Below are 26,262 nucleotides of genomic sequence, written 5' to 3'. Positions count from 1 at the left end.
AGGACGCTCAGCACGCCCGGGGCATGGGGCCTGGTCAGCGGGACCGGCCGCCGATGAACGACAGATCGAGATGCAGATCCGGCAGTTGCCGGCGCAGGTAGTCCAGCAGCACGCCGATGAACAGCACGACGCTGCACATCTCGAGCGATTCTTCGATGGTGACGAGCGCGGCCATGGCCACGCTGAAAAAGTGGCCCTCGAAATCCAGCACGCCCTCAAAGACCTCCAGGCCCATCGCACCCAGCACGTACAGCGCGCCGGCCAGGATCATGCCGCCGGCCGTGCGCCGCGGCAGGTGGAGCAAGAAGGGCACAAAGGTCACGATGACGGCCAGCACCACGAGGGCATAGGGCGCCACCCAGGCGTAGTGGAGCACGGCCGAATCGGCCACGATCCGGCGGACGCCCGTGGCGACGCGCTCATGGATCTGCGCCACCTCGTCCACCGACAGGTACACGAACACGGCGCTGATGGCCAGCCAGGCGCGCTGGAACCGGTCGTTCACCTGCCGCTTGGTCCGGGCGATCACCCACGCGATGGCGGCCGCCATCGCCAGCAGGAAACTGGAATAGTACGTGGGCATATTGCCCTCACCGCTCAGCGCGAACATGTTCGCGAGCACATCACGGCCCACAAAGTCGGTTGTGGTGGTGGACGCGACGCGGCTGACGATCCCCATGACGATCATCACCCCCGTGAGGAGCGACAGCGCCCGCAGCACGCCACGCACATCGACCTGAACGGGAACCGGGGCAGCGTCTCCGGCTACCGGAGGAAGTGTCGGGCGCCGGGTGCGGAAGGACACTCCGGCCTCCGCGGCTAAGCCTGAACGACGGGTGGGGCGTATGGTCATCTCCGTTCAACCTCCCTCGATGCGGCCACGCGGCGTCCCTGAATCCCCAGGGCACCCGGACCCTCATGACATGGGCATGACGGAACGATGATAGGCGCTTCACCGCCAAAGACCTATCCGCCGGACGGCCCCACGGCAGGGGCACGGACGAATAACGTTCCTGACGCGCCCAGGAAGAGGCGCCTGCGCTCCGGCGGCGACGGGCTGCTACAGTCCGGCCATGACGACCCCCGCCGCGCCCCTCAGGCGCCTGGGCCTGACCGGCAGCATCGGCGCGGGCAAGAGCACCGTGGCGGCGCTGCTGCGCGCACGCGGCCTGACGGTGCTGGACGCTGACGAGCAGGCGCGGCACGTCACGCAGGAGCCGGAGACCCTGCGGGCCATCGGGAACGAGTTTCCCGGCACCGTGACGGGCGGCGTGCTGGACCGGGCCGCCCTGGCTGCCGCGGCCTTCCGTGATCCGCAGCGGACCGCGGCCCTGAACGCCATCGTGCATCCGCGCGTGCGGGCGCGCATGGCGGCGCTGGAGGCGCAGGCGGCGGCGCGCGGCGAGCCGTGGGTGGTGCAGGACGTGCCGCTGCTGTTCGAGGGCGGGCTGGACGAGCAGATGGACGCCGTGCTGGTCGTGGACGCGCCGCTGGAGGAGCGCGTGGCGCGCGTCATGGCGCGAAGCGGCCTGAGCCGCGAGGACGTGTTGGCCCGTGACGCCCGGCAACTCGGCGCCGCTGAGAAGCGCCAGCGGGCCACCGTGGTGATCGAGAACGCCGGCCCGCCGGACGAACTGGGAGCGCGGGTGGACGCCGCACTGCACGTGCTCGGCATCCACCCGCGCTCCCGGCAGGTCTGAGCGTTACACCTGTGCGGCGGTCTCCCCTGTCCGGGCGGGCACGTGTTCGCGCTGGGCCAGAGCGGCCTTCACGAAGCCGGCGAAGGGGGGGCTGGGCCGCATGGGACGGCTCTTGAACTCCGGGTGCGCCTGCAACGCCACGAAGAAGGGGTGCTCGGCGATCTCGATGCTCTCCACCAGGCCCGCGCCGCGGCCGTTCATGCCGGGCGTGACGCCGCTGATGGTCAGGCCGGCGTCCTGTAGCGCGCCGGTGTACGCGGGGTTCACCTCGAAGCGGTGGCGGTGGCGTTCGCGCACCGTGCCGCCCTGCGGGACCCCGTACAGCGCCGCGATGGTCGTCCCGCCGCGCAGTTCCATGGGCCAGTCGCCCAGGCGCATGGTGCCGCCCAGGCCCGCCACGTCGAGTTGCTCGGGCATCAGGTCGATTACGCGGTGCGGGGCGTACTCGTCGAATTCCGTGGAGTTCGCGCCGCCCAGCCCGGCGACGTTGCGGGCGTACTCGATCACCGCGATCTGCATGCCCAGGCAGATGCCCAGGTACGGGACGCCCCGCGTGCGGGCGTACTCGGCCGCACGGATCTTGCCCTCGATGCCGCGGATGCCGAAGCCCCCGGGCACCAGGATGCCGTCGGCGTCCCCGAGTTGCGCGGCGAGGTCGCCGGCCTCGGCGAGTTCCTCGGCGTTGACCCACTTGATCTTCACGCGGGCGTCGTTGGCGATCCCGGCGTGCGTGAGCGACTCCATCAGCGACAGGTACGCGTCGGGCATTGCCGTGTACTTCCCGGCGATGGCGATGGTGACGTCCTGCGTGGGCTGCTTGATGGTCCGCACGGCATTCGTCCACACGCCCAGGTTCGGCATGGTGCGCTCCAGGCCGAGCAGGTCCTCCACGGCCTTGCCGAGGCCCTGCTCCTCCAGCGCGAGCGGCACCTCGTACACGTGCGACACGTCGTAGCTGGAGAACACCCGGTTCTCGCGCACGGACGTGAACAGCGCGATCTTTCGGGTGATTTCCGGCGGCAGCTTGTCCTTGCTGCGGACCATCACGATGTCCGGGCTGATGCCCACCGAGCGCAGGGTCGCCACCGAGTGCTGCGTGGGCTTGGTCTTGAACTCGCTGCTGGTTCCCAGGTACGGCACCAGCGTCAGGTGCAGGAACAGCACGTTCTCGTCGCCCTCGTCAAAGCGGAACTGGCGGATCGCCTCCAGGAACGGCAGGGACTCGATGTCGCCCACCGTACCGCCCACCTCGATCAGCACGATCTCGGCCCCGGCGCTCTCGCCGGCCGCGCGGATGCGGCGCTTGATCTCGTCGGTGACGTGCGGGATGACCTGCACGGTCTGCGACAGGTAATCCCCGGCGCGCTCCTTGCGGATCACCTCCTGGTACACCTGCCCGGTGGTGATGTTGCTGCCCGGCGGGATGTCGAGGTCGAGGAAGCGCTCGTAGTTGCCGATGTCCAGGTCGGTCTCGGCGCCCGACGCGGTCACGAAGACCTCGCCGTGCTCGTAGGGCCGCATGGTGCCCGCGTCGATATTGATGTATGGGTCGATCTTCACGGCCGACACGCGGTAGCCGCGCGCCCGCAGCAGCGCGCCCAGACTGGCGCTGGCGACGCCCTTGCCGAGGCTGCTGACCACACCGCCGGTGACGAAAATGTACTTCATGTCCTTCCGAGCGCTCGGCCCCAAGGCGGGATGGGGGCCGCTGTATGTATACCCAAAGAAAAAACCGGGGCGCTCGGCCTCCGGGATTGCAGGATAGCACGCCCGCCGCGGGGCCTCCCCGCGTGGTCAGTTCGGCAGTTTGCCCAGGTTGCGCGGCACGGTGCCCACCGTGGTCACGGACCCGGCGGCGTCGGCGCCGCGGTTCGGCACGGTCACGTCCTGCCGCCCGATCCGGCGCGAGACCGCCAGGTTCACCGTCACGCTGATGTCGCCGGGCGTCTGCCGCCACGGGCCACCGTTCAGGTTGGTCACGGTGAACAGGGGCGGCGTGCCGGGCAGGGCCAGCGCCGGCGGCTGCACGTAGTCGAGCAGCAGCCGCGCCGCGCCGCCGGGCGGGGGCGTGTAGGCGCCGCCACTGCCGCCCGGCAGCAGCGACAGGGGCGGCGCGGCAGGGTAGGTGCTGCGGTACTCGACCAGCACCCAGCGTCCGCCGTTCGCGGCGTCCGGGCCGGGGTCGTCCGCGCCGCTCACGGCGCCCACCCAGGTGTCGCGCGGCAGCGGGTAGTACGCCAGGAACTGGTAGCACGCGTCGGGGTCGGTGACGCCGGACGGCAGCACGCACGGCGTGCCCACCCGCCGGGGCGGCCGCACGACCGCCACCACCGGCCACGTGTCGTCGCCCACGCGCCACGCGCTCTCGCCGGGCGGCGTGGTCGTGGCGCCGGCGCCCAGGGCCAGGGTGGTGCCCTCCGGGAAGACGTACGCGGCCTCGCGCAGCTGGGCGACCATGTAGTTCTGCGCGATCTGGCTTTCCTGCAGCAGATCGTTGCGGCCCTGCAGGTCGGACGCCGAGCGCGACGACGAGATCAGCAGGTCGCTCGCCACCAGCAGGATGACCAGCCCCAGCGCCAGAGCGACCAGCAGTTCGATCAGCGTGAAGCCCGCCGTCCGGGCGGTCATGGCCGGTCGACGAGCACGGTCAGCCGCGACAGCACGCGGCCGGTGTCGTCCGTGCGCGTCACCTGCACGCGCCGCAGCGGAGCGCGGTCGGCCGGGCTCAGGGGGTACGCGGGATCGCACGTGCCGCGCCACGGCACCTCGCCCAGACTCTGCAGGTCCGGGTCGAGGCTCGTGATGCGGACCTCCAGCGGCGGGAAGGTGGTGGGCAGGGGCGTCTTCACGCACAGCTGATCGTAGCGGGCCACGCTGAGCCACTCGCCCCGGATGGTCTCCAGGGCCCGCTGCGTGACCTGGGTGGCCGTCACCTGGTCGTTGCTGCGCCGGGTCAGGCCGAAAAAGCCCGTGAGCGGCGTGAGCACCACCAGCACGATCACGCTCAGCAGCGCGATGGTCACGATGATCTCGATGATCGTGAAGCCCGCCTGGGCCTCAGTCCTGCGCGGCACTGACCATCACCTTCCCCGTGATCCCCACGACCTTCACGTACAGCCGCAGGTCGTCCGCGGCGGGACTCTGCACTTCCCACACCGCCCCCTGCGCGCCGAGCGTGCCGAAGGGCGGATGGTACGTGACGCTCGCGCCGCCCTGGACCGGCGTGACGAGCACGCGGTGCGGCACTTCCACCACCCGCGGCGTGGCCGGGCCGGTGGTGACGCTGTACGTCGTCTTCGCGGCGGCGAGGGTCACGGTGCTGTCCTGGCCGGTGCGCTGGGCGTCCTCGCGGCTGCGGCGCAGGTCGCCGGCCAGCTGGGACGCGGCCTCGCGCAGTTCCTGCTGGCGCAGGCCGCGCAGCAGATTCCAGCCGAACAGGCCCATGATGATTCCCAGGATCGCCAGGACCACCAGCAGTTCGACCAGCGTGAACCCAGCCGTGCGCGTAGGCGCGCTCACGACCCGCCCTCGCCGACCGCGACCGTGTCGCCCTGCAGGCGGATGCCGCGCCCGTCGTCCGGGTCCGGGGCGGTGCCGGCGGGCTGTGCCCGGGACAGCGTGATCTGCCAGTCCTGCTGGGTGGGGAACGAGGGCGGAGCGATGCCGTCGGCAGTGCGCTGGTCGTACACGACGTTGCGGCTGTAGCCGTGGGTGGTGCCGGCGTTGTTGAACTGCCCGAAGGCCCCGTAGTAGTTCTCGATCACGCCGCCCAGCAGTTTCACGCGGCCCAGCGGCGGACCCTGGTTGTAGCCGCGCACCTGCACGGCGCCCTGGCTGGCCATCAGGACCGCGTCGATCTCGGGGTTGTCGGGCAGGCTGGGACAGCTGCCGGGATCGCCCTCGCAGCCGTGCGGGCTGATCAGGTCGACGTTGCCGGCGCTGGAATACACGCCCAGGATGTTCTTGGCGCCCAGGTTGTCGCACGGAGCCGGCGCGGTGGCGGTGTTCTCACCGCTGCACGGCGGAGTGGTGTACTTCAGGGACGACGTGACGTTCACGTCGCCGCTGGCCGCCACGGTCACGCCGGCGAAACTGGCGATGCTCGCCCCGGCCGGGACCGGCTGCTCGGCGTCCGGACCGCCGTTGAGGTTGCCGATGCCGCCGCCCTCGACCGAGATCACGCCGTTGAAGGACGCCTGCGGGCCGGTGGTCGTGAACTGACCGCTGGCGTCCCGGCTGGCCGCGACCCACGTGCCGCCGCTGAGCATCCACAGCTGGCCGTCCGCGCCGTACGACAGGTCGACGGTCTTGCCCGCCTGGACGTAGGTGATGCGCTGACGCTCCGCGCCGCCCTGCACCTCGCGGTACAGCCGCAGTTCCGCGACGTCGCCGGTCAGGTACAGGCCACCCTCGCGGGCCGCCTGGTTCTGGTTGTGGTTGTTCGACGGCAGCGGCACGAAATCCGAGTCCCACCGCACGGTGTTGCGGAACTGCGGGGCGGACGTCCCGGACACCGGCGCGTCCGGCGAGTCCGTCATGGTGGCGCTGCCGACGAACAGCTGCGCGGACGAGTCGAAATACGCGCCGGGCTGGGCCGCGGCCGTGCAGCCCTCGGCGGCAGTCCCGTCCGGCATGGCGACCTGGCCGATCGACCGGTCGGGGCAGCCGGCGCTGGTGACCGGGCCCCAGAACACCGGCTGACTGCTGCCGTTGCCGTTGAACAGGAAGTGCTGGTTGGTGTGCACGGGGCCGCTGAAGAGGGTCAGCGGCGTGAAGTTGATACGCTCGCCGTTGCCCTCCGCGTCGGCACTCTTGAAGTGGTGGTTGGTGAACAGCGCGTACTTCGCAAACGACGGCCGGCCGATCCACAGCGACCACGTCACGTCGCTGCCGTCGGTGGTGGCGCGCGCCCGGACGCGCTGCACGGCGAGCGGCGTGCTGCCCTGCGCGGTCAGGGACGGCACCGTGAAGGTCAGGCGGTAGGCCTCCGGATAGCGGCGAAGCTCGGTGGGTACTAGGCCGAAGGCCGTGCGGTAGGTGCTGCCGTCGTCGGTGCCGGTGTACTCCTGCTGGGCGGTGCCGGAGAACATGCTCATCCAGTAGCGCTCGCGGTCGGCAGCCGAGGTGTTCTGGAAGCCCTGCCGCGCGAAGTCCGCGCTGCCCACCGCCAGGTCGAACAGGCCCACCTGCGCGGCGCTGCCGGACAGCCCGGTCGCGGGGAAGGTGCACACGGGCGTGCCCGCAGGCGTGGCCGGCGGCAGCACCGGGACGCCGCACAGGTCGCGGATGCGCGCGTCCACCACAGAGTTGCCCACGCTGGCCGGAATGCTGGATTGGTCGAGCAGCGCCTTCATGCTGCGCAGCCGCGCCTGCACCTGCGCCACGCCGGACTCGGCGGCGTACCGGGCCGCGAGGATCCGCTGCTGGTCGGCGCTGGACCGGCGGGTCGAGAGCGTCACCTGGGCCGTGACGGCCATGATCACGGCCAGGATCAGCATGACGAACAGCAGCGAGACGATCAGCGTCGCGCCCTGCGTCCGGCGGGGGAACTCCATGCCCCGAGTATGGAGGATACGGAGCATGCTCCTCACCCCTACCTGGGGGTCGGGTCACCAGAAGCCCACATTAAGGTGCGTGCCCGTCAGGGTCCTGTGACGGCCGCCGTGCCAGCGCCCGGAGATTCAGCGGGCGCGGATGCGTTCGAGCAGCGCGGTGTTGCGGGCCTCGCGCGAGCGGCTCGCGGCGGTCTGCCACGCGCTGGCCGAACCCGCCGAGTAGAAGCGCTCGCGGGCGCGCGTCAGGGCGGTGTACGCCAGGTTGCGCGACAGCATGGGCATGTGCGCCTCGTGCAGCACGCCCAGCACCGTGCCCCACTCGCTGCCCTGCGCGCGGTGCACCGTCAGCGCGTAGCCGAGCTGCACGTTAAACAGTTCCGCGCCGGCGAGTTCCACGATGTTCCCGTCGAAATCCACCGTCAGGCGGCCGTTCTCGGCCTTGAGCACCGTGCCCAGCGTGCCGTTGAAAACCTCGTTGGTGTAGTCGTTCTTCGTCTGCACCACCGTGTCGCCGGCGCGCGCCTCGCCCTCACCGATGCGGACGCCGCCCTCACCGGGATTGAACAGGCCCTGCAGGTGGTAATTAAGGTGGTCCATGCCCAGCGGCCCCTTTCTCATCGGCGTGAGCACCTGCACCTGCGTGGGGCCGCCGAGTTCGCGCACCATCAGGGCCACGCGCCGCGCGCCGCCATCCGGGTCGGTTTCCGTGAGGTTCAGGCGGGCGTCGCCCCACTCGGGCGCGCGGCCCCGGAGCAGCCCGTGCGCGGCGCGGATGATGGGGTTCTCGGCCGCCTGCCGGTACACCTGCGTGAGGCGCACCGTGGGCGCGCTCTGGCTCAGGGCCAGCAGCGGCAGCCCGGCGTCCACCGGCGGGAGCTGGTCCGTGTCTCCGACGAGCAGCACCCGCGCGCCCGGCGGCACCGCCGCGAGCAGCGAGAGCATCAGGCCGTCGCCCATCATGGACACCTCGTCCACGATGAACAGGTCGTAGGGCGCGGGTTCCAGGTGGTTGTGCCGGAAGCCCGCCGGGCCGTAGCCGAGCAGGCGGTGCACGGTGCTGGCGCTGCGGCCCGTGACCTCGCCCAGGCGCCGCGCGGCCTTGCCGGTCGGGGCACACAGCGCGACTTCCAGGCCCAGCCGCTCCGCGAGGTCCGCCACGGCCCTGGTGGTCGTGCTCTTGCCAGTGCCGGGGCCGCCGGTGAGCACCACCAGCCGGTGGTCGGCCAGCTCCTCCAGCACGCCCGCCTGCTCGGCCGACAGCCCGGCCGCCGCGCCCGCCGGCACCGTCCACTCGTCGCCGGCGGGCGGTGTGGCGATCAGCGTGCGGATCAGCCCGGCGAGCTTCTTCTCGGCGCGCAGCACCTGCGGCAGGTAGATGCGGCCCTCGGCGCCCGTCTCTCCGTCGAAGAGGGGCAACTCGTCGGCGCTCAGGCGGCCGAGGTCCACCGCGGTCTCGACCGCCAGGCGCGCCTGCGGCAGCGACACGCGGGTGTAGTGCGCCGTGCCCCGCTCCGCTCGCTCGCGCGGCAGGAACGAGTGCCCGCCCTGCTGCCCGGCCTGCTGGAGGGCGTACACGGCGGCAGCCGTCAGGCGCCGGGGGTCGTCCATCGCGCCGCCCCGGACCTGCCACAGCTTGTCGGCGGTCAGGAAGCCGATGCCCTCGACCTCGGTCAGGGCGAACAGGTCGGCGGTCAGGCGTTCCAGCGCGGCCACGCCGAAGTGCTTCACGGCGCGCTGCGCCTGCGAGATGCTGAGCCCAAGGCCCTGGAGTCCCGCCAGCAGCCGCCGTTCCAGGCCCTGCTGCGACCAGCTGGACGTCATCTTGTGCAGCGTGGAGGCCGTCACGCCCGGCACCTGCAAGAGCTTGTCCGGTTCCTGCTCCAGGATGTCGAAGGTGCCCGGCCCGAAGGTCCTGGCGATGCGCCCGGCCAGCACCTTGCCCACGCCACCCACGCGGGCTTCGAGGTACGCGGCGATCCCGGCCTCCGTCAGGTCGACCGGCTGGGCTTCGAGCACCATGTTCAGCACGCGGTACTGGTAGCCGTACTCGCGGTGCTCCTCCATGATCACCTCGGCGCTGAAGGCGTCGCCGGCCTCCAGCGGCGGCATCACGCCGATCACGGTGGCGTCCGGGTCCTCGCCGTCGTTGTTGCGGATCTTGGCGGTCATGACCGTGAAGCCGGTGTCGGAGCGGAAACGCACGCGGTTCACGCCGCCCGACACGCGCAGGGGCTCGGTGGGCGGCGCGGCAGCGGGCATACGCTGTCAGGATAGCGGGCGGACGGCCAGCGGCGCAGGACCGCGGTTACACGCCGCGTCCGTCCCGGTCAGGACGTCACGACCGCGCCATCCCGCGCGACGTCCCGTGTTCACCCGTAGCCGTCCGGCAGCTGTTTCAGGCCCGCCCACTGCGCCGCGTCGTGCCCGAAGATGACCAGGGTGGCGGGCTCGCGCTCCACCAGATCAAGCAGCTTGGCCGTGCTGGCGCGCACCCCCTCGGCGTCCGGGGTCTGGCCGTCGTCCGGCACGTCACGGGTGAAGCCCTCGGCGAAGGGCACCGCGTCAATCGTCAACAGGACCGGCCCCGTGGTGGGCAGCCGCAGCAGCACGGACTGGTGCCCCGGCACGTGCCCGCTCGTCTCGATCAGCTCCAGCCCCGGCAGCAGTTCCGTGTCCCCGTCCACCAGCCGGATGCGCTCCGCCGGCTGATCCCACTCGGGCCGGGTGAGTGCGAAGCGCGGATTGCTCGCCGCGTCCAGATGGTGCGCGCGCTGGACGACATACTCCGCCTTCGTGAACGCCGCGTGCCGGCCGGCATGGTCGAAGTCGTAATGCGTCGAGATGACGGTATCGATGTCGTCCGGCGCGAGGCCGATGCTCGCCAGCTGCTGAATGACGTCCTGCCCGTTCTCGAACTCCGCTCCCTCTACCGGGATGACCTCCGGGAGGCCGGTGTCGATCAGGATGTTCCGGCCGTCCTCCGTCTGCACCAGGTAGCACACGAGGGGAATGCCGTACTCCGGCATGGATCCCACCTGCATCAGATAAAGGCGCTTCACGGCGTGCTGGTTCATACGCTCCTCCCCGGACTTCAGTGGACGTGTGAGGCCATGAGACCACGGCGCGCGGCGCCCGGCCAGTCCCGGTCGGCGGCGGGTCATGCTGTGCCCATGACAGACGCCGCCCGGCCCCCGGAGACCTTCACGGCGCGCACCCACCAGCAGGCGCGGCTGCTGATGGACGAGACCTGCCAGGAGGTGCTGGGGCCGCTGATGGGCTCGGCGCGGAGTGCGTCGGAGGTGGCCCACGCCACGCAGCGGCCGCTGAAGGCCGTGCATCACCGCCTCACGCGGCTGCTCGCGGCGGAGCTGATCGTCGTCACGGGGCAGCGGGCGCGGGGCGGGCGGCCCGTGAAGGTCTACCGCGCCGCCGCGCCGCGTTACCGGGTGCCCTTCGACGTGACCGACGCCGCCACGCTGGACGAACTGCTGGGCACCATCGCGCGGCCCTTCGTGTCGAGCTTCACGGCGCAGGTGGCCCAGCTGTTCACGCACGAGGACGGGCACGAGCTGATCTTGGTGGCCGACGCGCGGGGCCGGCCCAGCATGTCGCTGGCGCCCCGGTCCGTCCATGACCACCCGCGCGACAGCTACGGGGCGCTGGGCACCTTCGGCCGACCGCACCTGACCGCTGAAACGCGCGCGGAACTGGAACGCCGGCTTCAGGAGCTGAATGCCTGGGTCACGGCCCAGGACCGCGAGCAGCGCGGCCAGCCGGGCGCGGCGCCCTGCCTGGTGGGCCTGCTGTTCACGTCATTGCAACCGGAGGGCTGAAGGGCGCCGCCCGGCGCAGCAGCGCGTGCCACACGAAGGCCGCCAACACCGTCAGGGTGCCCGCCACGCCGAAAACCACCGTGACCGACACGCGGTCGGCCAGGGGTGCCAGGGCCAGCAGCGCCAGGGGCTGCCCGGCCATGCCCGTCATGCCGAGCAGGCTGCCCACCCGCCCGTAGTACTCCGGCGCGACCCGCTGCTGGAAGATCATGCTGATCGACAGGTTCAGCGCCGCGTTCGTCAGGCCCATCGCCACGGCCAGGACGTACATCTGCAGCGGCGTGCGCGACAGGCTCAGGCCGACCACGACCACGCCCATCGCCGCGAAGGCGGGCGCGCTGAGCCGCGGCGCGTCCACGCGGGGTCCCAGCCACGCCATCAGGAAACTGCCCCCCGCCAGCCCGGCGAGCAGCAGCCCGAAGAACAGCCCGAAGCCCGGCGCGCCCGCCCCCAGGGCCGTCATGCGGGCCGGCATCAGCATCTCCATGGGCGCGAACGCGGCGTTCAGGAAGAAGGCCAGCACCGGCAGGCCGAGGGTCAGCGGCGAGCGGCGCGCGTAGTCGATGCCCGCGCGGAAGGACGCCCAGAAGCGCTCCCCTGCCGGCGGGCCACTCCGCGCCGGCAGGGCCACCAGGGGGAGCAGCGCCGCGAACAGCAGGAAGCTCGCGCCGTCGATGAGCAGGGCGGGCGCGCTGCCCAGCGTGCCGACCAGCACGCCGCCGCCCACCGTGCCCACGAGCTGCATGGTCTGCGCGGCGCCCTGCATCAGCCCCGTGGCCCGCTGGAGCTGCGCGGCGGGCACCAGGCGCGGCGTCACGCCCATGCTGGCCGGCCCGTAGAACGCGCCCACCAGCCCCGTCAGGAATGACGCCACGTAGATGAGTTCCAGTGGCACCGGTCCGCGCAGGGCCATCAGTCCGATCCCGAGTTGCAGGGCGCCGCGCATCAAGTTGCCCAGCACCAGTGGCCGCCGCAGCGGCCAGCGGTCGACCAGCGTCCCGAACAGCGGCGAGAGCAGCGCGGGGAGCATCGCCAGCGCGAGGTTCACGCCCATCCTGCCCGCGCTGCCGGTCTGGTGCAGGATCAGGAAACTCGTGGCGATCCCCGCCAGCGCCGTGCCCAGCGCGCTCTGCGCGGAACCCAACCACCACAGCACAAAGGAGCGGGTCCACAGGCGGTCCGGAGTGGCGGTCATGCCCGCAGCGTGACGGGCAAGCTACTCCACGCGGCAGGGGTCAGCGTGGAGTAGGTCTCGGCCCCGGCGCATGGCGTGCGCCGTCCTTGGCGTACAGGCCTGGGACGATCGTGCCCATATGGTACGGAAAAGCGCAGACTGCGTGCTATTTTTTCTGTGATGCGCGTACTTCATACCGCCGATTTCCACGCGGGGCGGCTCCTGCGCGGGTACGACCGCACGCCCGAGATCCACGACGCCCTGACCGAGATCGCCGGGCTCGCGAAGACCGAACGGGCCGACGCGGTGCTCGTGTCCGGCGACCTGTTCGACACCGGCAACCCGTCGGCGGACGCCGAGCGCGCCGTGTTCGAGTTCTTCCTGCGGCTGCGCGACGCGGGCATCCCGGGCATCGTGATCGCCGGCAACCACGACTCCGCCGCGCGCCTCGCGTCGGTGGCGGGCCTGCTCGGGTGGGTGGGCATCCAGGCGGTGGCGCAGCCCAGCGCGAACCCGCACGACATGGTGCGTTCCGTGCCCACGCGCGGCGGCGAGACCCTGACGGTGGGCGCGCTGCCCTTCCTGTCCGAGCGGCGGCTGGTCAAGGCCGCGGACCTGCTGGGGGGCGACACCGGCGCGTGGCGGCAGAAGTACCGCGAGGGCATGGGCTTTTTCCTGCGCCGCCTGGGCGAGGGCTTCGTGCCGGGGCACGTGAATATGCTCATGGCCCATGCCACCATGGACGGCGCGGTGCCCAGCGGCTCGGAACGCACCATGCAGTTCGACCTGACCAACAGTTACACGCTCTCGGGCCTGCAACTGCCGCCCGGCGCGCAGTACGTGGCGCTGGGGCACGTGCACAAGCCGCAGCAGGTCTCGGACGCGCCGCCCGCGTACTATCCCGGCTCGGTCATCCAGCTCGACTTCGGTGAGGCGGGCGAGAAGAAACAGGTGAACCTCGTGGAGGTCGAGCCCGGCCGCCCGGCCCGCGTCCACCCGCTGCCCCTGGCGAGCGGGCGGGAACTGCGGACCCTGCGCGTGGATCTGGAGCACGTGGAGGCCCGGCTGGCCCGCGAGACCGGCTTCACGGGGCTGCTGAAGGTGATCGTGAAGGCCCCCGCCGGCACCGCCATGCCGGGCCTGAAAGACCGCGTGCTGAAGCTCATGCCGAACACCCTGGCGGTGGAACTCGACGCGCAGCAGGACGACCTCGTGGTGCCGGAACTCCGGCGCGAGGGCCTGTCGCTGATGGAACTGTACGAGCGCTACCACCGGGAACGCCGCGGCGAACTGCCGGACGACCTGCGCGCCGCCTTCAAGGAAGCCGACGACACGGCGCGCACGGAGGACGTGGCGTGAGGGGGAGGATGGAGGAGAGAGGATGGAAGATGGAAAAAGATGGGCTCGTTCCCATCCTCCAGCACCCATCACCCATCCGCGCTGCGGAGGAGCCCCAATGCGGCCGCTGAAGCTGGAGGTCCAGGGCTTCACGGCCTTCCGGCAGTTCACGACGCTGGATTTTGCCGATCTGGAGCTGTTCGCGCTGGTCGGACCGACCGGGAGCGGCAAGTCCAGCCTGCTGGACGCGATGACGTTCGCGCTGTACGGGCAGACGGCGCGGCTGGGCGGCGCGGGCCTGGACGCGCTGATCTCGCAGGGCGAGCGGGGACTGTCGGCCAGCCTGACCTTCGAGGTGAGCGGCGTGACGTACCGCGCGTCGCGCACCAAGGGCCGCAAGCAGGCCGAGAACGAGGTGCGTTTCGAGCATCTGGATGACCAGGGCCGCTGGACGAACCTCTCGGAGGGCAGCGGGGGCGTCAAGGGCATCTCGGAGCGCATCCGCAGGGCCGTGGGCCTGGATTTCGACACCTTCCGCCGCAGCGTGATGCTGCCGCAGGGCGAGTTCTCGCGGCTGCTGCTGGGCAAGCCCGCCGACCGGCAGGCGCTGCTGGGCGAACTGACCGGCCTGGAGCACGTCCAGGTGATGCAGCGCGTCGCGTCAGACCGGGCCAAGGAGCTGAAGTCTGAGTCGGCCAGCCTGAACGCCGTGCTGCTCAGCGAGTACGCGGATGTCACGGCGCAGGCGCTGGCCGAGCTGCGCGGGGAGCGCGAGGCGCTGAGCGGCGAGGCCGAGCGCCTGACCGACGAGCGTGAGCGCCTCCAGACGGCCCTGACACGCCTGCGCGACCTGGAGAAGATCTGGCGGCAGCGCGAGGACACGGCCCGCCGCCTGAACGCCCTGCACGCGCGGGCGCTCAGCGTGCAGGACGGCGCGCAGCGGGCCGTGCGCGCCCGGCGCGTGGCGGGGGTGCTGCCGCTGCTGGACGCCGCCGAGCGCGCCCGTATCGCGCAGGACCGCGAGGCCCGCGAGCTGGCCCGCGCGCAGGCGCAGGCGGACGCGGCCGCTCAGGCCGTCCGCCGCGCCGAGGGTGCCCTGAGCGCTGCCCACACGGCCGAGGCGCAGATCCCGGAGCTGGAGGCGCGCGCCGAGACCCTCAAGGACGCCGAGGCCGACGCGGCCCGCCTGCGGCGCGGGGGCGGCACCCCGCAGACCACGCACCCGCAACCCCTGCCGTGGGACGAGGACGCCTTCTTCGCGGCGCGCGAGGCGGCCCAAAAGCTGGAGAAGGTCAAGCAGGACCGCGTGAAGCTGACGGCCCGCCGCGTGGGCTTCACGGCCCTGAAGGAAACCCAGGCCGCTGAACTGGCCCGCCTGACCGAGCTGGAACACGCCCAGGCGCGGGTGCAGCAGGAGGGCCGATCGGCGCGCGCCGCCTACCAGCACGCCGAGGACGCGCAGCGCGCCGCCCGGACGCACGCGGGCATCGCCGCTTACCGCGCGCACCTGCACGCCGGGGAACCGTGCCCCCTGTGCGAGCAGATCGTGCGCGATGTCCCCCCGGGCGAGACCGTGAACATGGCCGCCCTGGAACGCGCCGCCGAGACCGCCAAGGCGGAACTCGAGGGCCGCCTGCTGCTGTACAAGGAGAACACCCTCCAGATCGACCACCTGAAGAAGGTCACGGCCGAACGCGCCCTGACCGTGGCCGACACCGAGGAGCAGCTGACGGCCGAGGAAGAGGACAACCGGGCCGCCGAGGCCCGCATCCAAGGCGACCCGTCCACGGACGCGCTGCGCCTGCTGGCGTCGCTGGCCGCCCGGGTACGTGCCGCGGGCAGCGACCCCGCCGGGCAGCGCCGCGAGGCCCTGGAGCGCATCCGGGCGGTCCGTCAGGGCGTGCAGGACGCGCAGGCCCAGCTGGCGCGCACGCAGGGCGACGTCGCCGCCGCGAACGCCACCCTGGCCGCCGCACAGACGAACGCCGCCGCCCGCCAGAGCGAGGCCATGCACGCGCAGGCCGCGCTCGACACGGCCCTGGCCGCGCTGACCCTGGACGCCGCGCAGGCCCGCGCCGCCGCCCTCCCGGAAAACGAGATCGCCGCACTGGAGGAAGCGGCCCGCACGTACAGCGCGCAGGTCGCGCAGCAGCAGGCCGCGCTCGCCGACCTCGACCGGCAGCTAGGCGCCGCGCCCTTCGACCCGGCGCAGCTCGACCAGGTCAGCCGCGACCTGATCGCCACGGACGCCGCCCTGAGCGCCACCCGCGAGCGTTCCGGCGTTCTGGCCGAACAGGAACGGCAGATGAAGGGGCGCCTGGAGCGCAAGGCCGACATCGAGGTGCGCGCCGCCGCCGCCTCGCGGCACTACGACACGTGGCAGACGCTGACCACCACCCTGAAGACCAACGAGTTCCAGCAGTTCCTCCTCGCCGAGGTCGAGGCGCAGCTCCTGACCCGCGCCGGCATCCTGCTGCACGAGATCAGCGACGGCCGCTACCGCCTCGCCCTGGCAGGCGGCGACTACGTGGTGCAGGACCTGTGGAACGCCGGCGAGGTGCGCGGCGTCAAGACCCTCTCCGGCGGCGAGACCTTCCTCGCGTCGCTGTCCCTGGCCATCGCCCTGAGCGACTACCTCGCCGGGAACCGCGTGCTGGGCGCCCTGTTCCTCGACGAGGGCTTCGGCACCCTCGACCCGCAGGCCCTGGAAGCCGTGGCCGGCGCGCTGGAAAACCTGCGCACGCAGGGCCGCATGGTCGGCGTCGTCACCCACGTCGAGAGCCTGTCCGAACGCCTGCCCAGCCGCCTGCTCGTCACCAAGAGCATCGCCGGCAGCAGCGTCCACCGGATCGACGGGTAAGGGAGCAAGGCGGGCCGGACGATCTGGCCCGGCAGAAAACCATCCACCCAGCACGGAAGGGTCGAAAGCCGGAGCGTCCCACGCTGCGCCTGACCGAAAGCCGTCGCCAGTGGTCCCATCCGCTCGGGGACGGCCCCTCGCTCCTTGTGCTCGGATGACGTCGGCCCACTCGCTCATGGGCGCGAAGCGCGCGGGCGCTGGCGGCGTGACTGCACGAGGCAGACACGCGGCCACACGCCAACGAGACCTCGTGTCAGGCCGGTCAGAACAAGATGGCGACCACGTACCAAGCGCAGCGCCCCCGGCCTCTTGATGGATAGGGAGCTAGGAGGTGGAGCCACCCGCGACGACCCCCCCTCCTAGACCGCCGCTTCCTCCCGGTCCACCCGCGCGAAGATCATCCGCCCCACGCTGGTCTGCACGTTGTTCACGACCTGCACCCGCACGGCCTTGCCGCGGTGCTTGAGGCCGTCCTCAACGACGACCATGGTGCCGTCGTCGAGGTAGCCGACGCCCTGTCCGGCCTGCTGGCCGCTCTTGCTGATGGTGATGGTGAGAGGGTCGCCGGCCTGCACCTGGGGGCGCAGGGCCACGGCGATCTCGTGGATGTTGATGGTCTGGACGTCGTGCAGGCGGGCGATCTTGCCGAGGTTGCCGTCGTTGGTGAGGATGCGGGCGCCGGTTTCACGCGCCAGGCGGATGAGTTTGTCGTCCGCGCCAGGCAGGCTGGGGTCGTCCCAGTCCTCGACGCGCAGGGGGCCGAGGTCGCGCATCTCCTCGAGGATGCTCAGGCCGCGTTTGCCGCGGGTGCGTTTCTGGGGGTCGGCGCTGTCGCTCAGCGCCTGGAGTTCGCGCAGGATAAACGCCGGGGCGACGAGTTCGCCTTCGAGCAGGCCGCTGCGGGCGAGGTCGAGGATGCGGCCGTCGATGATGACGCTGGAGTCCAGCAGTTTGCTGCCGGGTTTGCGGCGCAGCTGCGGGAAGGCGAGCAGGCCGAAGGCGTCGGCGTGGCTGGTAGCGTAGTTGACGAAAAATACGCTGAGCAGCGCGGTCACGGCCAGGCTCCACACCCAGGTGTAGAAGGGCAGGCTTTGCAGCAGGCTGCCGAGCAGCACGCTGAGGAGCAGGGCGACGACCATGCCGACGGTGGCGGCGGCGACCGTGCGGGGCGAGAGCGCGGCGTACCAGCGGCCCAGGCGGGTGGTGTAGTGCAGGCCGAAGCGTTCGGCGCGGGGCGCGAAGAGCAGCGCGGTGAGCAGGCCGGCGAGCATCAGGCTCAGGGTGTTGACATAGCCGAGTTCCTGGGGTTGGATGGCGGCCAGGGCGCGTCCAGCTCCGAGACCGACGAGCAGGCCGAGGAGCATGGTCAGGAGGCGGATGACGAGCACGTCCCTGAGTTTACGCGTGAAGCGCGAGCCATTCGTGATGGGCTGTGGACCGGCGGCGCCGGAGCGCTCACGTGGTCGCGGGGTCCGGCGGGATGGAGGGCGCGGGCGCGTCGAGGGACCGCAGGGCGGGGTTGAAGAGCTGCGCGGCGGCGAGGACGGTCACGCCCAGGCCGGCCCAGTGCAGCGCGGCGCCGCTGGAGAGGTGGGCAGCGACGAGGCCGGCGGCGGCGGTGCTCAGGGGGCTGGTGAACTGGGCCAGCAGACGGCGGACGCTGAACACGCGGCCCTGCACCTCCAGCGGCACGCGGGATTGCCAGATGCTCATGGAGTGGGCGGCGATGGCGGGCACCATCAGGCCGGAGAGGCCCAGGGCGGCGCAGGCGAGGAGCACGCTGCCGGCGGCGCCACTGAGCGCCTGGGCGAGGCCGGCGACGGCCATGGGCAGCAGGATGCCGAGCGTGCGGCGCTGTCTCAGGCCGCCCCATGTGCTGATGATCACGCCGCCGAGCACGCTGCCGAGACTGAGGGTGGTGAGCATGGCCGCCAGGGCGCTGCTGGGGGTCCAGTGGGCGCCCACGTCGCCGGCAAGGGTGGAGCCGAGCAGCAGGGGCCGCAGGACGCTGGCGCCGACGGTGAGGAAGTTGAACAGCGTGAAGGTGAGCAGCAGGTTCAGCAGGGCGGGCTGCGCGAGGATGAACGTCCAGCCGTAGGTCATGTCCCGCGCCAGGCTGGGGCGGCCAGGTCCGGCGTCGCGGCGCAGTGGCGTGGGAATGTGCAGATGCCGCAGCACCAGCGCGGCCACGGCGAAGGTCACGGCGTCGAGGTACAGCGCCAGCGGCACGCCGTCGGCCTGCGCCGCGAGCCACGCGGGGCCGCCCCCGTCACGCGCCAGGGCGGGCAGGCCGATGACCAGGGCGCCCAGACCGGGGCCGATCACGCCAGCGCCGCTGCTGAGGGTCTGCATCATGCCATTCGCGCGGGGCAGGTGTTCGCGGGGCACCAGGGTGGCGTAGCTGGTATCGAAGGCGGCCGAGTGCAGGGCGGCCAGGGCGCCCTCGGCGGCGGTGAACAGCACGAGCAGCCACACGGGCGGCGTGATCGCCGTGAGCATCAGGACGCCCAGCAGCATCAGGACGGCGTTCAGGGCGTTGGCGGTGAGCATCATGCGGCGCCGGTCCCAGCGGTCGGCGAGGGCGCCGGCCAGCGGCGCGCCGAGGATGGTGGTCAGGCCCCACGCGAGCAGGATCAGGGACAGCGCCGCGGCGAGTTCGGCGTGCTGGCCGGGCAGCGCGAAGCGCGTCTGCACGAGGTAGATGTTGATGGCGAAGCCGCTGAGGGCGCCGCCGAGCACACTCAGGGCCTGCGAGCCCCACAGCCACTGGAAGGTGCGCCAGCCGCCGTCGAGGCGCCCGGGTGCGGGAGACGGAACGGTCATTGCCGTCCAGGCTATGTCACAACCGGCGTGGTCGGGAGCCCACGTGCGTCCGTGAACGCCCGCTAGGACGTGGGAGCGGGCGCGTCGCCCAGTGGGCGCAGGCTGGGGTTGAGGAGTTGCAGGGCGGCCACCGCGGCGTACAGCGCGCCGGCCGCGACCAGCACGCCGCCGGGCGGGTACTGGGCGGCCAGCAGCCCGGCCAGGGCGGCGCTGGCGGGCGTGGTGAACTGCGCGATCAGGCGCCGGACGCTGAACACGCGGCCCTGCATGTGCGTGGGCACCTGCGACTGCCAGATGCTCTGCGAGTGCGCGTTCATGGCGGGCAGCATCACGCCGCTCACGAAGAGCGCGAGGCTGGCCGCGAGCACGGTGCCGCTCAGGCCCAGGGCGATCAGGGCGACGCCCGAGACCACCATCGGCACCAACACGCCCAGCACGCGCACGCGCCGCAGGCCGCCCCACGTGCTGATGATCACGCCGCCCAGGACGCCGCCCACGCTCTGAACGATGCCCAGCGTGGCCAGCGCCGCCTGGAAGGAACTGCCGCGCGCGGTCCAGTCGTCCGCGAGGCTGAACTTCACCAGCAGGGGTTCGAGCACCCCCAGGCCGCTGCCGCACAGGTTGGCGACCGCAAAGGTGAGCAGCAGGGCCAGCAGGGGCCGCCGCGCCCCGATGAAGCGCCAGCCGAAGGTCATGTCCTGCCGGAAGCTGCGGTCCCCGGTGTCCGCCGGCCGGGCGGGCGAGGGCACATGCAGCCGCGACAGCACCAGCGCGGCCAGCAGGAAACTCGCGCCGTCCACGGCGTACGCGAAGGGCACGCCGTCACGCAGCCCCGCGATCCACGGGGGGCCGCCGTGGTCCCGCAGCACGGCGGGCACCCCGATCAGCAGCGCGGCGGCGGCCGGGCCGACCAGCCCTGACGCGCTCCAGATGGTCTGCATCAGGCCGTTGGCGCGGGGCAGTCTCGCGCGCGGCACCAGGCTGGTGTAGCTCGCGTCGAAGGCCGAGCCGTGGAACGTGGACACCACGCCCATCAGCCCGGACGTGAGCACCAGCACCCACAGGGGCGTGTCGGCGCGCAGCAGCAGCGCCATCAGCAGCAGCGTGAGGCCCGCGCCCAGCACGTCGCACATGAGCATGATCCGCCGCCGGTCGTGCCGGTCGGTCCACGTGCCCGCCAGCGGCGCCGTGACGGTCGCGGCGAGCGTCCACGCCAGGGCGGTCAGCGACAGCGCGGCGGCCAGCTGGGGTTTCTGGGCGGCCAGCGGAAAGCGCGTCTGCGTGAGGTAGATGGTGAACGCAAAGCCCGCCACGGCGGACCCCAGCACGCTGATGGCCTGGGAACTCCACAGCCACAGGAACGTGCGCCAGCCGTCGGCCGGAGCGGAGTCGGAACGCGGCGTCGTCACGGGTCCCCAGCGTAGGAGAGCGGGGGGCCGCGCACGATACGCCGAATGGCGCAGCGCGGCGCGGCCGCACCAACCTCCCCTCAACCACACCGTCCGTAGACTGCCGGTGGTCCAGCGCCCTGCACTTCAGTCCGCCCGTGCCGGGGCCGCCTGGTCCGCCTGCCCCCCGCAGTCGCCCGCCGCTTCCGCCCCGTTCCCAGTCCGCAGACCCGCTGCCCGCGCCGCTCCTGCGCCCACCCGGCCAGAGCACGGCGCGGGCCTGGCGTGGAGGGGGCCGGCTGGGCATGGTCCGGCTGGCGACCTTCGCGGCCGCCAGAGCTACGGCCTGAGCGGCGCACAGATCTTCGACGTGGCCGCCGCCGCGAGCGCCTACCCTGAACGGCCCGGCCCGGCGGGGGTGATGCCGAACGCGGCCCACGCCGCCCGCAGGTCCGGGTGCGGGAGGAGCAGGTGCGCGGCTGGCGTCGCCATCCACGCCAGCATGGAACGGGCCCCGGCCTCCAGGCCGCCGTCCAGCGCCGCGCTCAGGGCCGCGTGGTACGGGGGCACGCCGCCCTGGTCCCACTCCAGCTTGTCCGCCAGGAACACGACCAGATCGAGCGGGGTCGGCCGCGCGTGCAGCGTCGTGTGATACCGGATGGCCTGGAGCGCCGCCGGATCGGTCACGCCGTAGCGCTCACGGGCCAGCACCACGCTCAGTTTGGCGTGCAGCAGCATGGGCACCTGCTCCTCCTCGGCCTCGACTGGCAGGGCCAGCGCACGGCACAGGGCCACCATGTCCGCACGGCGCACGATGCCGCCCACGTCGTGCAGCAGGGCGGCCGTCCGGGCCGCCCCGACATCGACCCCGAAGCGACGGGCCAGGCGCACGGCCTCGCGCGCCACCCGCGGCACGTGTTCCCGCGTAACGTCACGGCCGTGCGCGGCCAGCAGCGCGTCCACGTCGGCGGCCAGGTCGCCGGCGAAGGCAGGCCGGCGCGTCAGGGCGTCCGGCCAGCCCTCCGCATTCAGGCCAGACGTCATCCGCCGGCGCGGAGCTTCTTGCGTTCCTGCACCGCCAGGACGTCCACCCGCTCGTTCTCGCCGTGACCCGCGTGGCCCTTGACCCACAGGAACGTCAGGGCGTGCGTGTGCGCCAGCGCGATCAGATCCTCCCACAGGTCGCGGTTTTTCACGGGTTCACCCCCGGCGGTCTTCCAGCCGTTGCGCTGCCACTTCAGGATCCAGCCGTCCGTGAAGGCCTTGCGCAGGTACTGACTGTCCGTGACCACCCGCACCTGACACGGGCGCTTGAGGGTCCGCAGGCCCTCCAGCAGGCCGCGCAGCTCCATGCGGTTGTTGGTGGTGCCCTCCTCGTTGCCGCTCAGCACGAGTTCCTTGTCGCCGTAGCGCAGGATGGTGGCCCAGCCGCCGTGCCCCTGGGTGGTGTCGCACGCGCCGTCCGAATAGAGCGTCACGACCAGCCCGGTCACCGGCTGCTCGGGCTGGATACCGGCCCGGATCGGCAGGCGGTCGCGCGCGGCGTCCTGCGCCCGCTGCGCGGCGCTTCTGGAGCCGGAAGGCGGGCGGCCGGGACGGGTCATCCGGGAACTGTAGGCAGCAGGCGCCCGTAGTGTCAAGCATGGAGCCCGCCACCCACCTGCGCCCCCTGACCGCGCTTCCCGAGGCCGACCGCACGCCGGGCATCGTGCTGCACCTGTCGCCGCTGGCCGACCTGCTGCTGCCCACGCTGGGCGGCGTGCTGGGCCCGCTGGTCGCGTGGCTCGCGTACCGCGACCGCAGCCCCGCCCTGGACGCGCAGGGCAAGGCGGTCCTGAACTTCCGCCTGAGCGTGTGGCTGTACGGCGTGATCGTCGGCGTGCTCACCTTCTTGCTGTTCAGCGTGGGCATGATCGGCGGAGCGGTCGGCGCGGCGGCCGGCAGCGAGGAACTCGGCGCGCTGGCGTTCCTGGGGTCGCTCGCGCCGTTTGTCCTGGTGCTGCTGCCGGTCATGGTGGTGCTGGGCCTGGTGCCGTTCATCTTCATGATCGTGGGCGTGATCCGCGCCAGCAGCGGTCAGCCGTACACCTACCCGCTCACCATCCGCTTCCTGCGCTGAGGGCGCCCATGGACGAGAGCCGCCCCACACGTGTGGGCGGCTCTCTGAGATACTCCCTGCTTATTTGGGGAAGCGCTCGAACCGGTTCAGGGCGTCCGCCTCGTACGGCGCGAGGGCGCGGGTGTAGAAGCGCAGGTCGTCGAAGCCGCCGTAGTACAGGGCGTCACCGGAGTTGTTGTTGGAGCCGGCCGATCCGCCCGCGACGAACCACACGTTGTTGGTCGACAGGACGTAGGTCTGTGCCTTGCTGGCGGTATTCACGGCCACGCCGTTGCGGTAGAGCGTGACTGTGGTGCTGGCACTGGCATTGACCACAGCCACGTAGTGCGTCCACGCGGAGGTGGAGACCTCCTGCGGGTCCGTGACCCGGAGGTCTCCGCCGCTGCCACTGATCGCAAAGCTGACCTTGCGGGAGGCGCCGGTGTGGCCGTGCACGGAGCCCAGGTACGCGACTGCCGCGTCGCCCTGCTGCCCGACCAGCCAGCTGTCCTGCCCGGCGTGATCGGCGTCCGGCTTGACCCAGAAGCTCACCGAGAACGGCGTCCGCAGCGCGAGATTGGGGGTGGTCATGCCGCCGGAGGCGTCGCCGCCGCACCCGGCGGTGGTGTTGAGGTTGAACAGCGTGGCCTGCGCGCCCACACTCCAGCGGTCCATGGTGGTCGCCACGCACGCCGAGCCGGTCATGGCGGCGTTCAGGCCGGCGCCGCTCGCGTCGGTGCCGCGCGCCTCCATGGGGTAGAACGCCTTCAGGCCGGTCTTGAAGTTGGTCACGTTCACGGTCTGCGTCCTGGGGGCGCTGGTCAGGCCGGCCGAATCCCTGGCCGTGACGGTCACCGTGTAGCTGCCGCTGGCGGCGTAGTCGTGGGCGGCCGTGTAGGACGCGGGAGCGCTGGTGACCATGCTGACCGGTGAGCTGTCGCCCCAGTCGACGGTCACGCTGGACAGGTTGTTGTTCACGTCGCTGGCCATGCCGCTCAGCGTGACGCGTTCGGGCGTACCGACCGTCCCGATGGCGGCGGTGGCCGAGTTCACAACCGGCGCGGCGTTGGACGTCACGCCCAGATCGAGCGGCTTGGGATCGGTCGCGTCGCCGTCGCCGTCGCGGTCGGTGTCAGGGTTCAGGGGATCGGTGCCCTTCGCCTTCTCCTGCGCGTCATTCAGGCTGTCTCCATCGCTGTCCGCCGCGGCCGGGTTGGCGTACACGTGCCGCGGGTAGCCCTTGACCAGGGCGGCGGTGGTCACGTCCCAGCCGACGCGGGCCTCGTCGTAATCGCTCAGGCCGTCGCCATCGGTGTCGGCCTTGGTGTCGGAGCTGCCGTAGACGTACTCCTCGTTGGCGAGCAGCTTGTCCTGATCCTTGTCCTGCACGCGCAGCACACGGATCTCGCTGTTCTGCGTCAGCGTGATGTCGTCGAAGTTGGTGTTCGGCGCGACGTTCAGGTCGTTCGAGCCCACGACCGCCCACACCGAGTGGTCGGACACGCCGCTGGACACGTCGCCCTTGAAGTTGGCGCCGGTGTCCTGCAGCGACTTGAGCACCTGCACGCCGCCCGGCGTGGTCGAGGTGGCGTAGCGCAGCTTGAGGATGTCTTTCAGCACCTTGCTGAGCTTGACGCCGACGATGCGTCCGCCCTGGCGCTCGACATTGGTCGCCACCCGCTCGCGCACCACGTCGCCGTTGCCGTAGTCGATGACCACCAGGGCGGTCTGGGCGTTGGTGGTCTCCTTCAGGAACTGGAAGTCGCGGTCCTGGTCGTCCTTGAGGTTATAGGTGCTGAACTGGAACAGCAGGTCCTGCGGCCGCTCCATCAGGGCGACCGCCAGGTCGGAGTTCAGGTCCACGGTCGCGGGCAGGATGCCGGTCGACTGGGCGCTGGCGAGCACCGCCTGATTCGCGCTGGTGGTCAGACCGCCCACCACCAGGTACTTGCCGGGGTTGGCCGGGTCGCGCCGCAGGGCGGTGATCTGCAGGTTGTCGAGCTTGAACGAGATGTCGCCGGTGTTCTTCACCGTGAAGCCCACCTTCAGCTTGCCGCCCGACAGCGCGGTGCCGGCGGCGCTGCTCTCCGACAGGGCGTCCTCGGCAGTCTGCTGGGCGCTGCGCACCGAGTCGGTGGTGTAGCTGGCGGTCTTCTCGTACCCGTAGCCGGCGGTGGCCGTGACGGACGCGCTGACCTTGGCGTTGAAGCCGTCGGTGCCGCCGCTGACCTCGGCGCCCAGGGTGGCGCTCAGTTCCGCTGTGACCTGCTGCGACTGGGTATCGGTCACGCTGCGGCTGTCCTGCGTGCCCAGCGACAGCGTGGCGGTGTGGGACTTCACCAGCGAGTTGTCGGTGGTCCGCGTGACGTTCAAATCGATGCTGGGCGCCGTGGCGACCGACAGCTCCAGCCGGGGCGTGTTGGCGACCAGCGGGTTGTACACCCCGCCGCGCACGATGATCTCCTCGTAGTCGCTGTACTTGTCGCCGTCCGAGTCCCTGAGGGTGGGCGAGGTGCCGTAGGTGTTGACCTCCTGGCCGTCGAACAGCGCGGGGTTGCCCTGGGCGTCGCCGTCGGTGTCGCGGTCGTTGGGGTCGCTGGCCAAGGTGTTGATCTCCTGCGGGTCGCTCAGGCCGTCGTCGTCGGTGTCGGCCTTGCCCGGGTCGGTGAACAGGGCGCGCTCCTGTCCGTCGGTCAGGCCATCGCCGTCGGTGTCCTTCTTCGCCGGGTCGGAGGTCACGTGGTACGTCTTCTTCTCGACGCCGGCCTCCTTGACGGTGACGTCGTAGCCGGCCACCTCGTCCGCGTCGGAGATGCCGTCGCCGTCGGTGTCCACGCCGGCCGCGCTGGGCAACGCCGACAGGTCGGAGGTAAAGGCGCTCTCGCCGGCCGCGGTCTTCACCTTCAGGCGGTACACGTAGGTGGTGCCGGCGCTCAGGCCGCTATCCACGTAGGAGGTCGCGTCGGCGGCGGGAGCGGCGATCTGCTGGAAGGACCCGCTGCCAGCCTTGCGCTCCAGGACGTACCCGGTGGCGCCGGACACGGCCGACCACGACAGGGTGACGCTGGTCGCGCTGCTGGCGCTGACCTTGAAGCCGCCGGGCGCCGTGGGCGCGCCGGGCTGCGGGGTGGGCGTGGTGGTGCTGGGCGACGAGCCGCAGCCCACGAGCATGCCCGTCCCGAGGGCGACGCTCAGGGTGATGCCGGCGTGGAGGTGGGGACGGCGGGGACGGATCAGGTCGGCGGCAAGCAGGCAGGTGAGCACGTGTCGGTTCATGGCAGTCTCCGGGACTCGGGGTGCAGGGGGCGGCGTGGCATCAGAAGCGGGGGACCCGCCAGGACGGGACCGGCTGGTCGTGACCGGGGGGTGGGTACCACGCGCTGGGGCCTGCACGCGCCGCGCTGCGCCGTGCGGCCCGCGGCTCAGAACGGCCCGGGCAGGAAGGGAACGAAGACGTGTCGGTGTCCGGCGGTGTGGTCATCAGCAGCGCTCC

Annotated in this window: 20 protein-coding genes; 5 read left to right on the top strand and 15 right to left on the bottom strand. The window is 71.7% G+C overall.

Annotated elements, in window-relative coordinates; genetic code table 11:
- Positions 1-34 precede the first annotated feature (34 nt).
- The gene (locus tag HNQ07_RS11460; RefSeq protein ID WP_184111878.1) at positions 35-805 is read right to left on the bottom strand and encodes a DUF8692 domain-containing protein; all 771 of its coding nucleotides are present in this window, start codon (positions 803-805) and stop codon (positions 35-37) included.
- 268 nt (positions 806-1,073) lie between these two features.
- Between HNQ07_RS11460 and coaE the strand changes: the two genes are divergently transcribed.
- A complete protein-coding gene (gene coaE, locus HNQ07_RS11455; RefSeq protein WP_184111876.1) occupies positions 1,074-1,700 on the top strand; it encodes a dephospho-CoA kinase in 627 nt (208 codons plus the stop codon).
- Between the two features lie 3 nt (positions 1,701-1,703).
- Here the strand turns inward: coaE and pyrG are convergent, their stop codons facing one another.
- The 7 genes from pyrG to HNQ07_RS11420 all read right to left on the bottom strand — a co-directional run bounded on the left by pyrG (position 1,704) and on the right by HNQ07_RS11420 (position 10,329).
- Entirely contained in the window at positions 1,704-3,368 is a 1,665-nt protein-coding gene (gene pyrG, locus HNQ07_RS11450; RefSeq protein ID WP_184111873.1) for a CTP synthase, read from the bottom strand.
- A gap of 126 nt (positions 3,369-3,494) precedes the next feature.
- Positions 3,495-4,328: a prepilin-type N-terminal cleavage/methylation domain-containing protein gene (locus HNQ07_RS11445; RefSeq protein WP_184111871.1), complete on the bottom strand. Its 834-nt coding sequence runs from the start codon at positions 4,326-4,328 to the stop codon at positions 3,495-3,497.
- Entirely contained in the window at positions 4,325-4,774 is a 450-nt protein-coding gene (locus tag HNQ07_RS11440) for a pilus assembly FimT family protein (RefSeq protein WP_184111869.1), read from the bottom strand. The genes HNQ07_RS11445 and HNQ07_RS11440 overlap by 4 nt, the downstream gene beginning before the upstream one ends.
- The gene (locus tag HNQ07_RS11435) at positions 4,758-5,219 is read right to left on the bottom strand and encodes a pilus assembly FimT family protein (RefSeq protein WP_184111867.1); all 462 of its coding nucleotides are present in this window, start codon (positions 5,217-5,219) and stop codon (positions 4,758-4,760) included. The genes HNQ07_RS11440 and HNQ07_RS11435 overlap by 17 nt, the downstream gene beginning before the upstream one ends.
- The gene (locus HNQ07_RS11430; protein WP_184111865.1) at positions 5,216-7,255 is read right to left on the bottom strand and encodes a DUF4900 domain-containing protein; all 2,040 of its coding nucleotides are present in this window, start codon (positions 7,253-7,255) and stop codon (positions 5,216-5,218) included. The genes HNQ07_RS11435 and HNQ07_RS11430 overlap by 4 nt, the downstream gene beginning before the upstream one ends.
- A 126-nt stretch (positions 7,256-7,381) precedes the next feature.
- On the bottom strand, positions 7,382-9,514 hold the full coding sequence (gene recD2 / locus HNQ07_RS11425; RefSeq protein ID WP_184111863.1) for an SF1B family DNA helicase RecD2: 2,133 nt from the start codon (positions 9,512-9,514) through the stop codon (positions 7,382-7,384).
- Positions 9,515-9,624: 110 nt separating this feature from the next.
- A complete protein-coding gene (locus tag HNQ07_RS11420) occupies positions 9,625-10,329 on the bottom strand; it encodes an N-acyl homoserine lactonase family protein (RefSeq protein ID WP_184111861.1) in 705 nt (234 codons plus the stop codon).
- A gap of 96 nt (positions 10,330-10,425) precedes the next feature.
- Here HNQ07_RS11420 and HNQ07_RS11415 point away from each other — a divergent pair, with 96 nt between their 5' ends.
- Entirely contained in the window at positions 10,426-11,088 is a 663-nt protein-coding gene (locus tag HNQ07_RS11415; RefSeq protein ID WP_184111859.1) for a helix-turn-helix domain-containing protein, read from the top strand.
- Here the strand turns inward: HNQ07_RS11415 and HNQ07_RS11410 are convergent.
- Positions 11,063-12,283 carry an MFS transporter gene (locus tag HNQ07_RS11410; protein ID WP_184111856.1) on the bottom strand — a complete coding sequence of 407 codons (1,221 nt, stop codon included), beginning with the start codon at positions 12,281-12,283 and terminating at the stop codon, positions 11,063-11,065. The genes HNQ07_RS11415 and HNQ07_RS11410 overlap by 26 nt on opposite strands.
- Before the next feature lie 159 nt (positions 12,284-12,442).
- Between HNQ07_RS11410 and HNQ07_RS11405 the strand changes: the two genes are divergently transcribed.
- Both HNQ07_RS11405 and HNQ07_RS11400 read left to right on the top strand, forming a co-directional pair.
- Positions 12,443-13,621 carry an exonuclease SbcCD subunit D gene (locus HNQ07_RS11405; protein ID WP_184111854.1) on the top strand — a complete coding sequence of 393 codons (1,179 nt, stop codon included), beginning with the start codon at positions 12,443-12,445 and terminating at the stop codon, positions 13,619-13,621.
- Between the two features lie 97 nt (positions 13,622-13,718).
- Positions 13,719-16,460 carry an AAA family ATPase gene (locus HNQ07_RS11400; protein WP_184111852.1) on the top strand — a complete coding sequence of 914 codons (2,742 nt, stop codon included), beginning with the start codon at positions 13,719-13,721 and terminating at the stop codon, positions 16,458-16,460.
- A gap of 359 nt (positions 16,461-16,819) precedes the next feature.
- Here the strand turns inward: HNQ07_RS11400 and HNQ07_RS11395 are convergent, their stop codons facing one another.
- From HNQ07_RS11395 to rnhA, 5 genes are all read right to left on the bottom strand, one after another.
- On the bottom strand, positions 16,820-17,848 hold the full coding sequence (locus HNQ07_RS11395) for a PIN/TRAM domain-containing protein (protein ID WP_184111850.1): 1,029 nt from the start codon (positions 17,846-17,848) through the stop codon (positions 16,820-16,822).
- Positions 17,849-17,915: 67 nt separating this feature from the next.
- The gene (locus HNQ07_RS11390) at positions 17,916-19,283 is read right to left on the bottom strand and encodes an MFS transporter (protein WP_184111848.1); all 1,368 of its coding nucleotides are present in this window, start codon (positions 19,281-19,283) and stop codon (positions 17,916-17,918) included.
- Between the two features lie 62 nt (positions 19,284-19,345).
- Positions 19,346-20,692: an MFS transporter gene (locus HNQ07_RS11385; protein WP_184111846.1), complete on the bottom strand. Its 1,347-nt coding sequence runs from the start codon at positions 20,690-20,692 to the stop codon at positions 19,346-19,348.
- 369 nt (positions 20,693-21,061) lie between these two features.
- Positions 21,062-21,715, bottom strand: a complete 654-nt coding sequence (gene yqeK, locus HNQ07_RS11380) for a bis(5'-nucleosyl)-tetraphosphatase (symmetrical) YqeK (RefSeq protein ID WP_184111844.1) — start codon at positions 21,713-21,715, stop codon at positions 21,062-21,064.
- The gene (gene rnhA, locus HNQ07_RS11375) at positions 21,712-22,275 is read right to left on the bottom strand and encodes a ribonuclease HI (RefSeq protein ID WP_184111842.1); all 564 of its coding nucleotides are present in this window, start codon (positions 22,273-22,275) and stop codon (positions 21,712-21,714) included. The genes yqeK and rnhA overlap by 4 nt, the downstream gene beginning before the upstream one ends.
- A 38-nt stretch (positions 22,276-22,313) precedes the next feature.
- On the opposite strand from rnhA, the gene HNQ07_RS11370 reads away from it, so the two are divergent.
- Entirely contained in the window at positions 22,314-22,790 is a 477-nt protein-coding gene (locus HNQ07_RS11370; protein ID WP_184111840.1) for a DUF4870 domain-containing protein, read from the top strand.
- 60 nt (positions 22,791-22,850) lie between these two features.
- On the opposite strand, the gene HNQ07_RS11365 is transcribed toward HNQ07_RS11370, so the two are convergent.
- Positions 22,851-26,045, bottom strand: coding sequence for a LamG-like jellyroll fold domain-containing protein (locus tag HNQ07_RS11365; RefSeq protein ID WP_184111838.1), 3,195 nt, complete (start codon positions 26,043-26,045; stop codon positions 22,851-22,853).
- Positions 26,046-26,262 lie beyond the last annotated feature (217 nt).

The sequence above is a fragment of the Deinococcus metalli genome (genome assembly GCF_014201805.1).
In the GTDB taxonomy this organism is placed as follows: Bacteria; Deinococcota; Deinococci; order Deinococcales; family Deinococcaceae; genus Deinococcus; species Deinococcus metalli.
The sequence above is the reverse complement of the archived record's forward strand: the minus strand, read 5'-3'. Positions and strand labels throughout refer to the sequence as shown.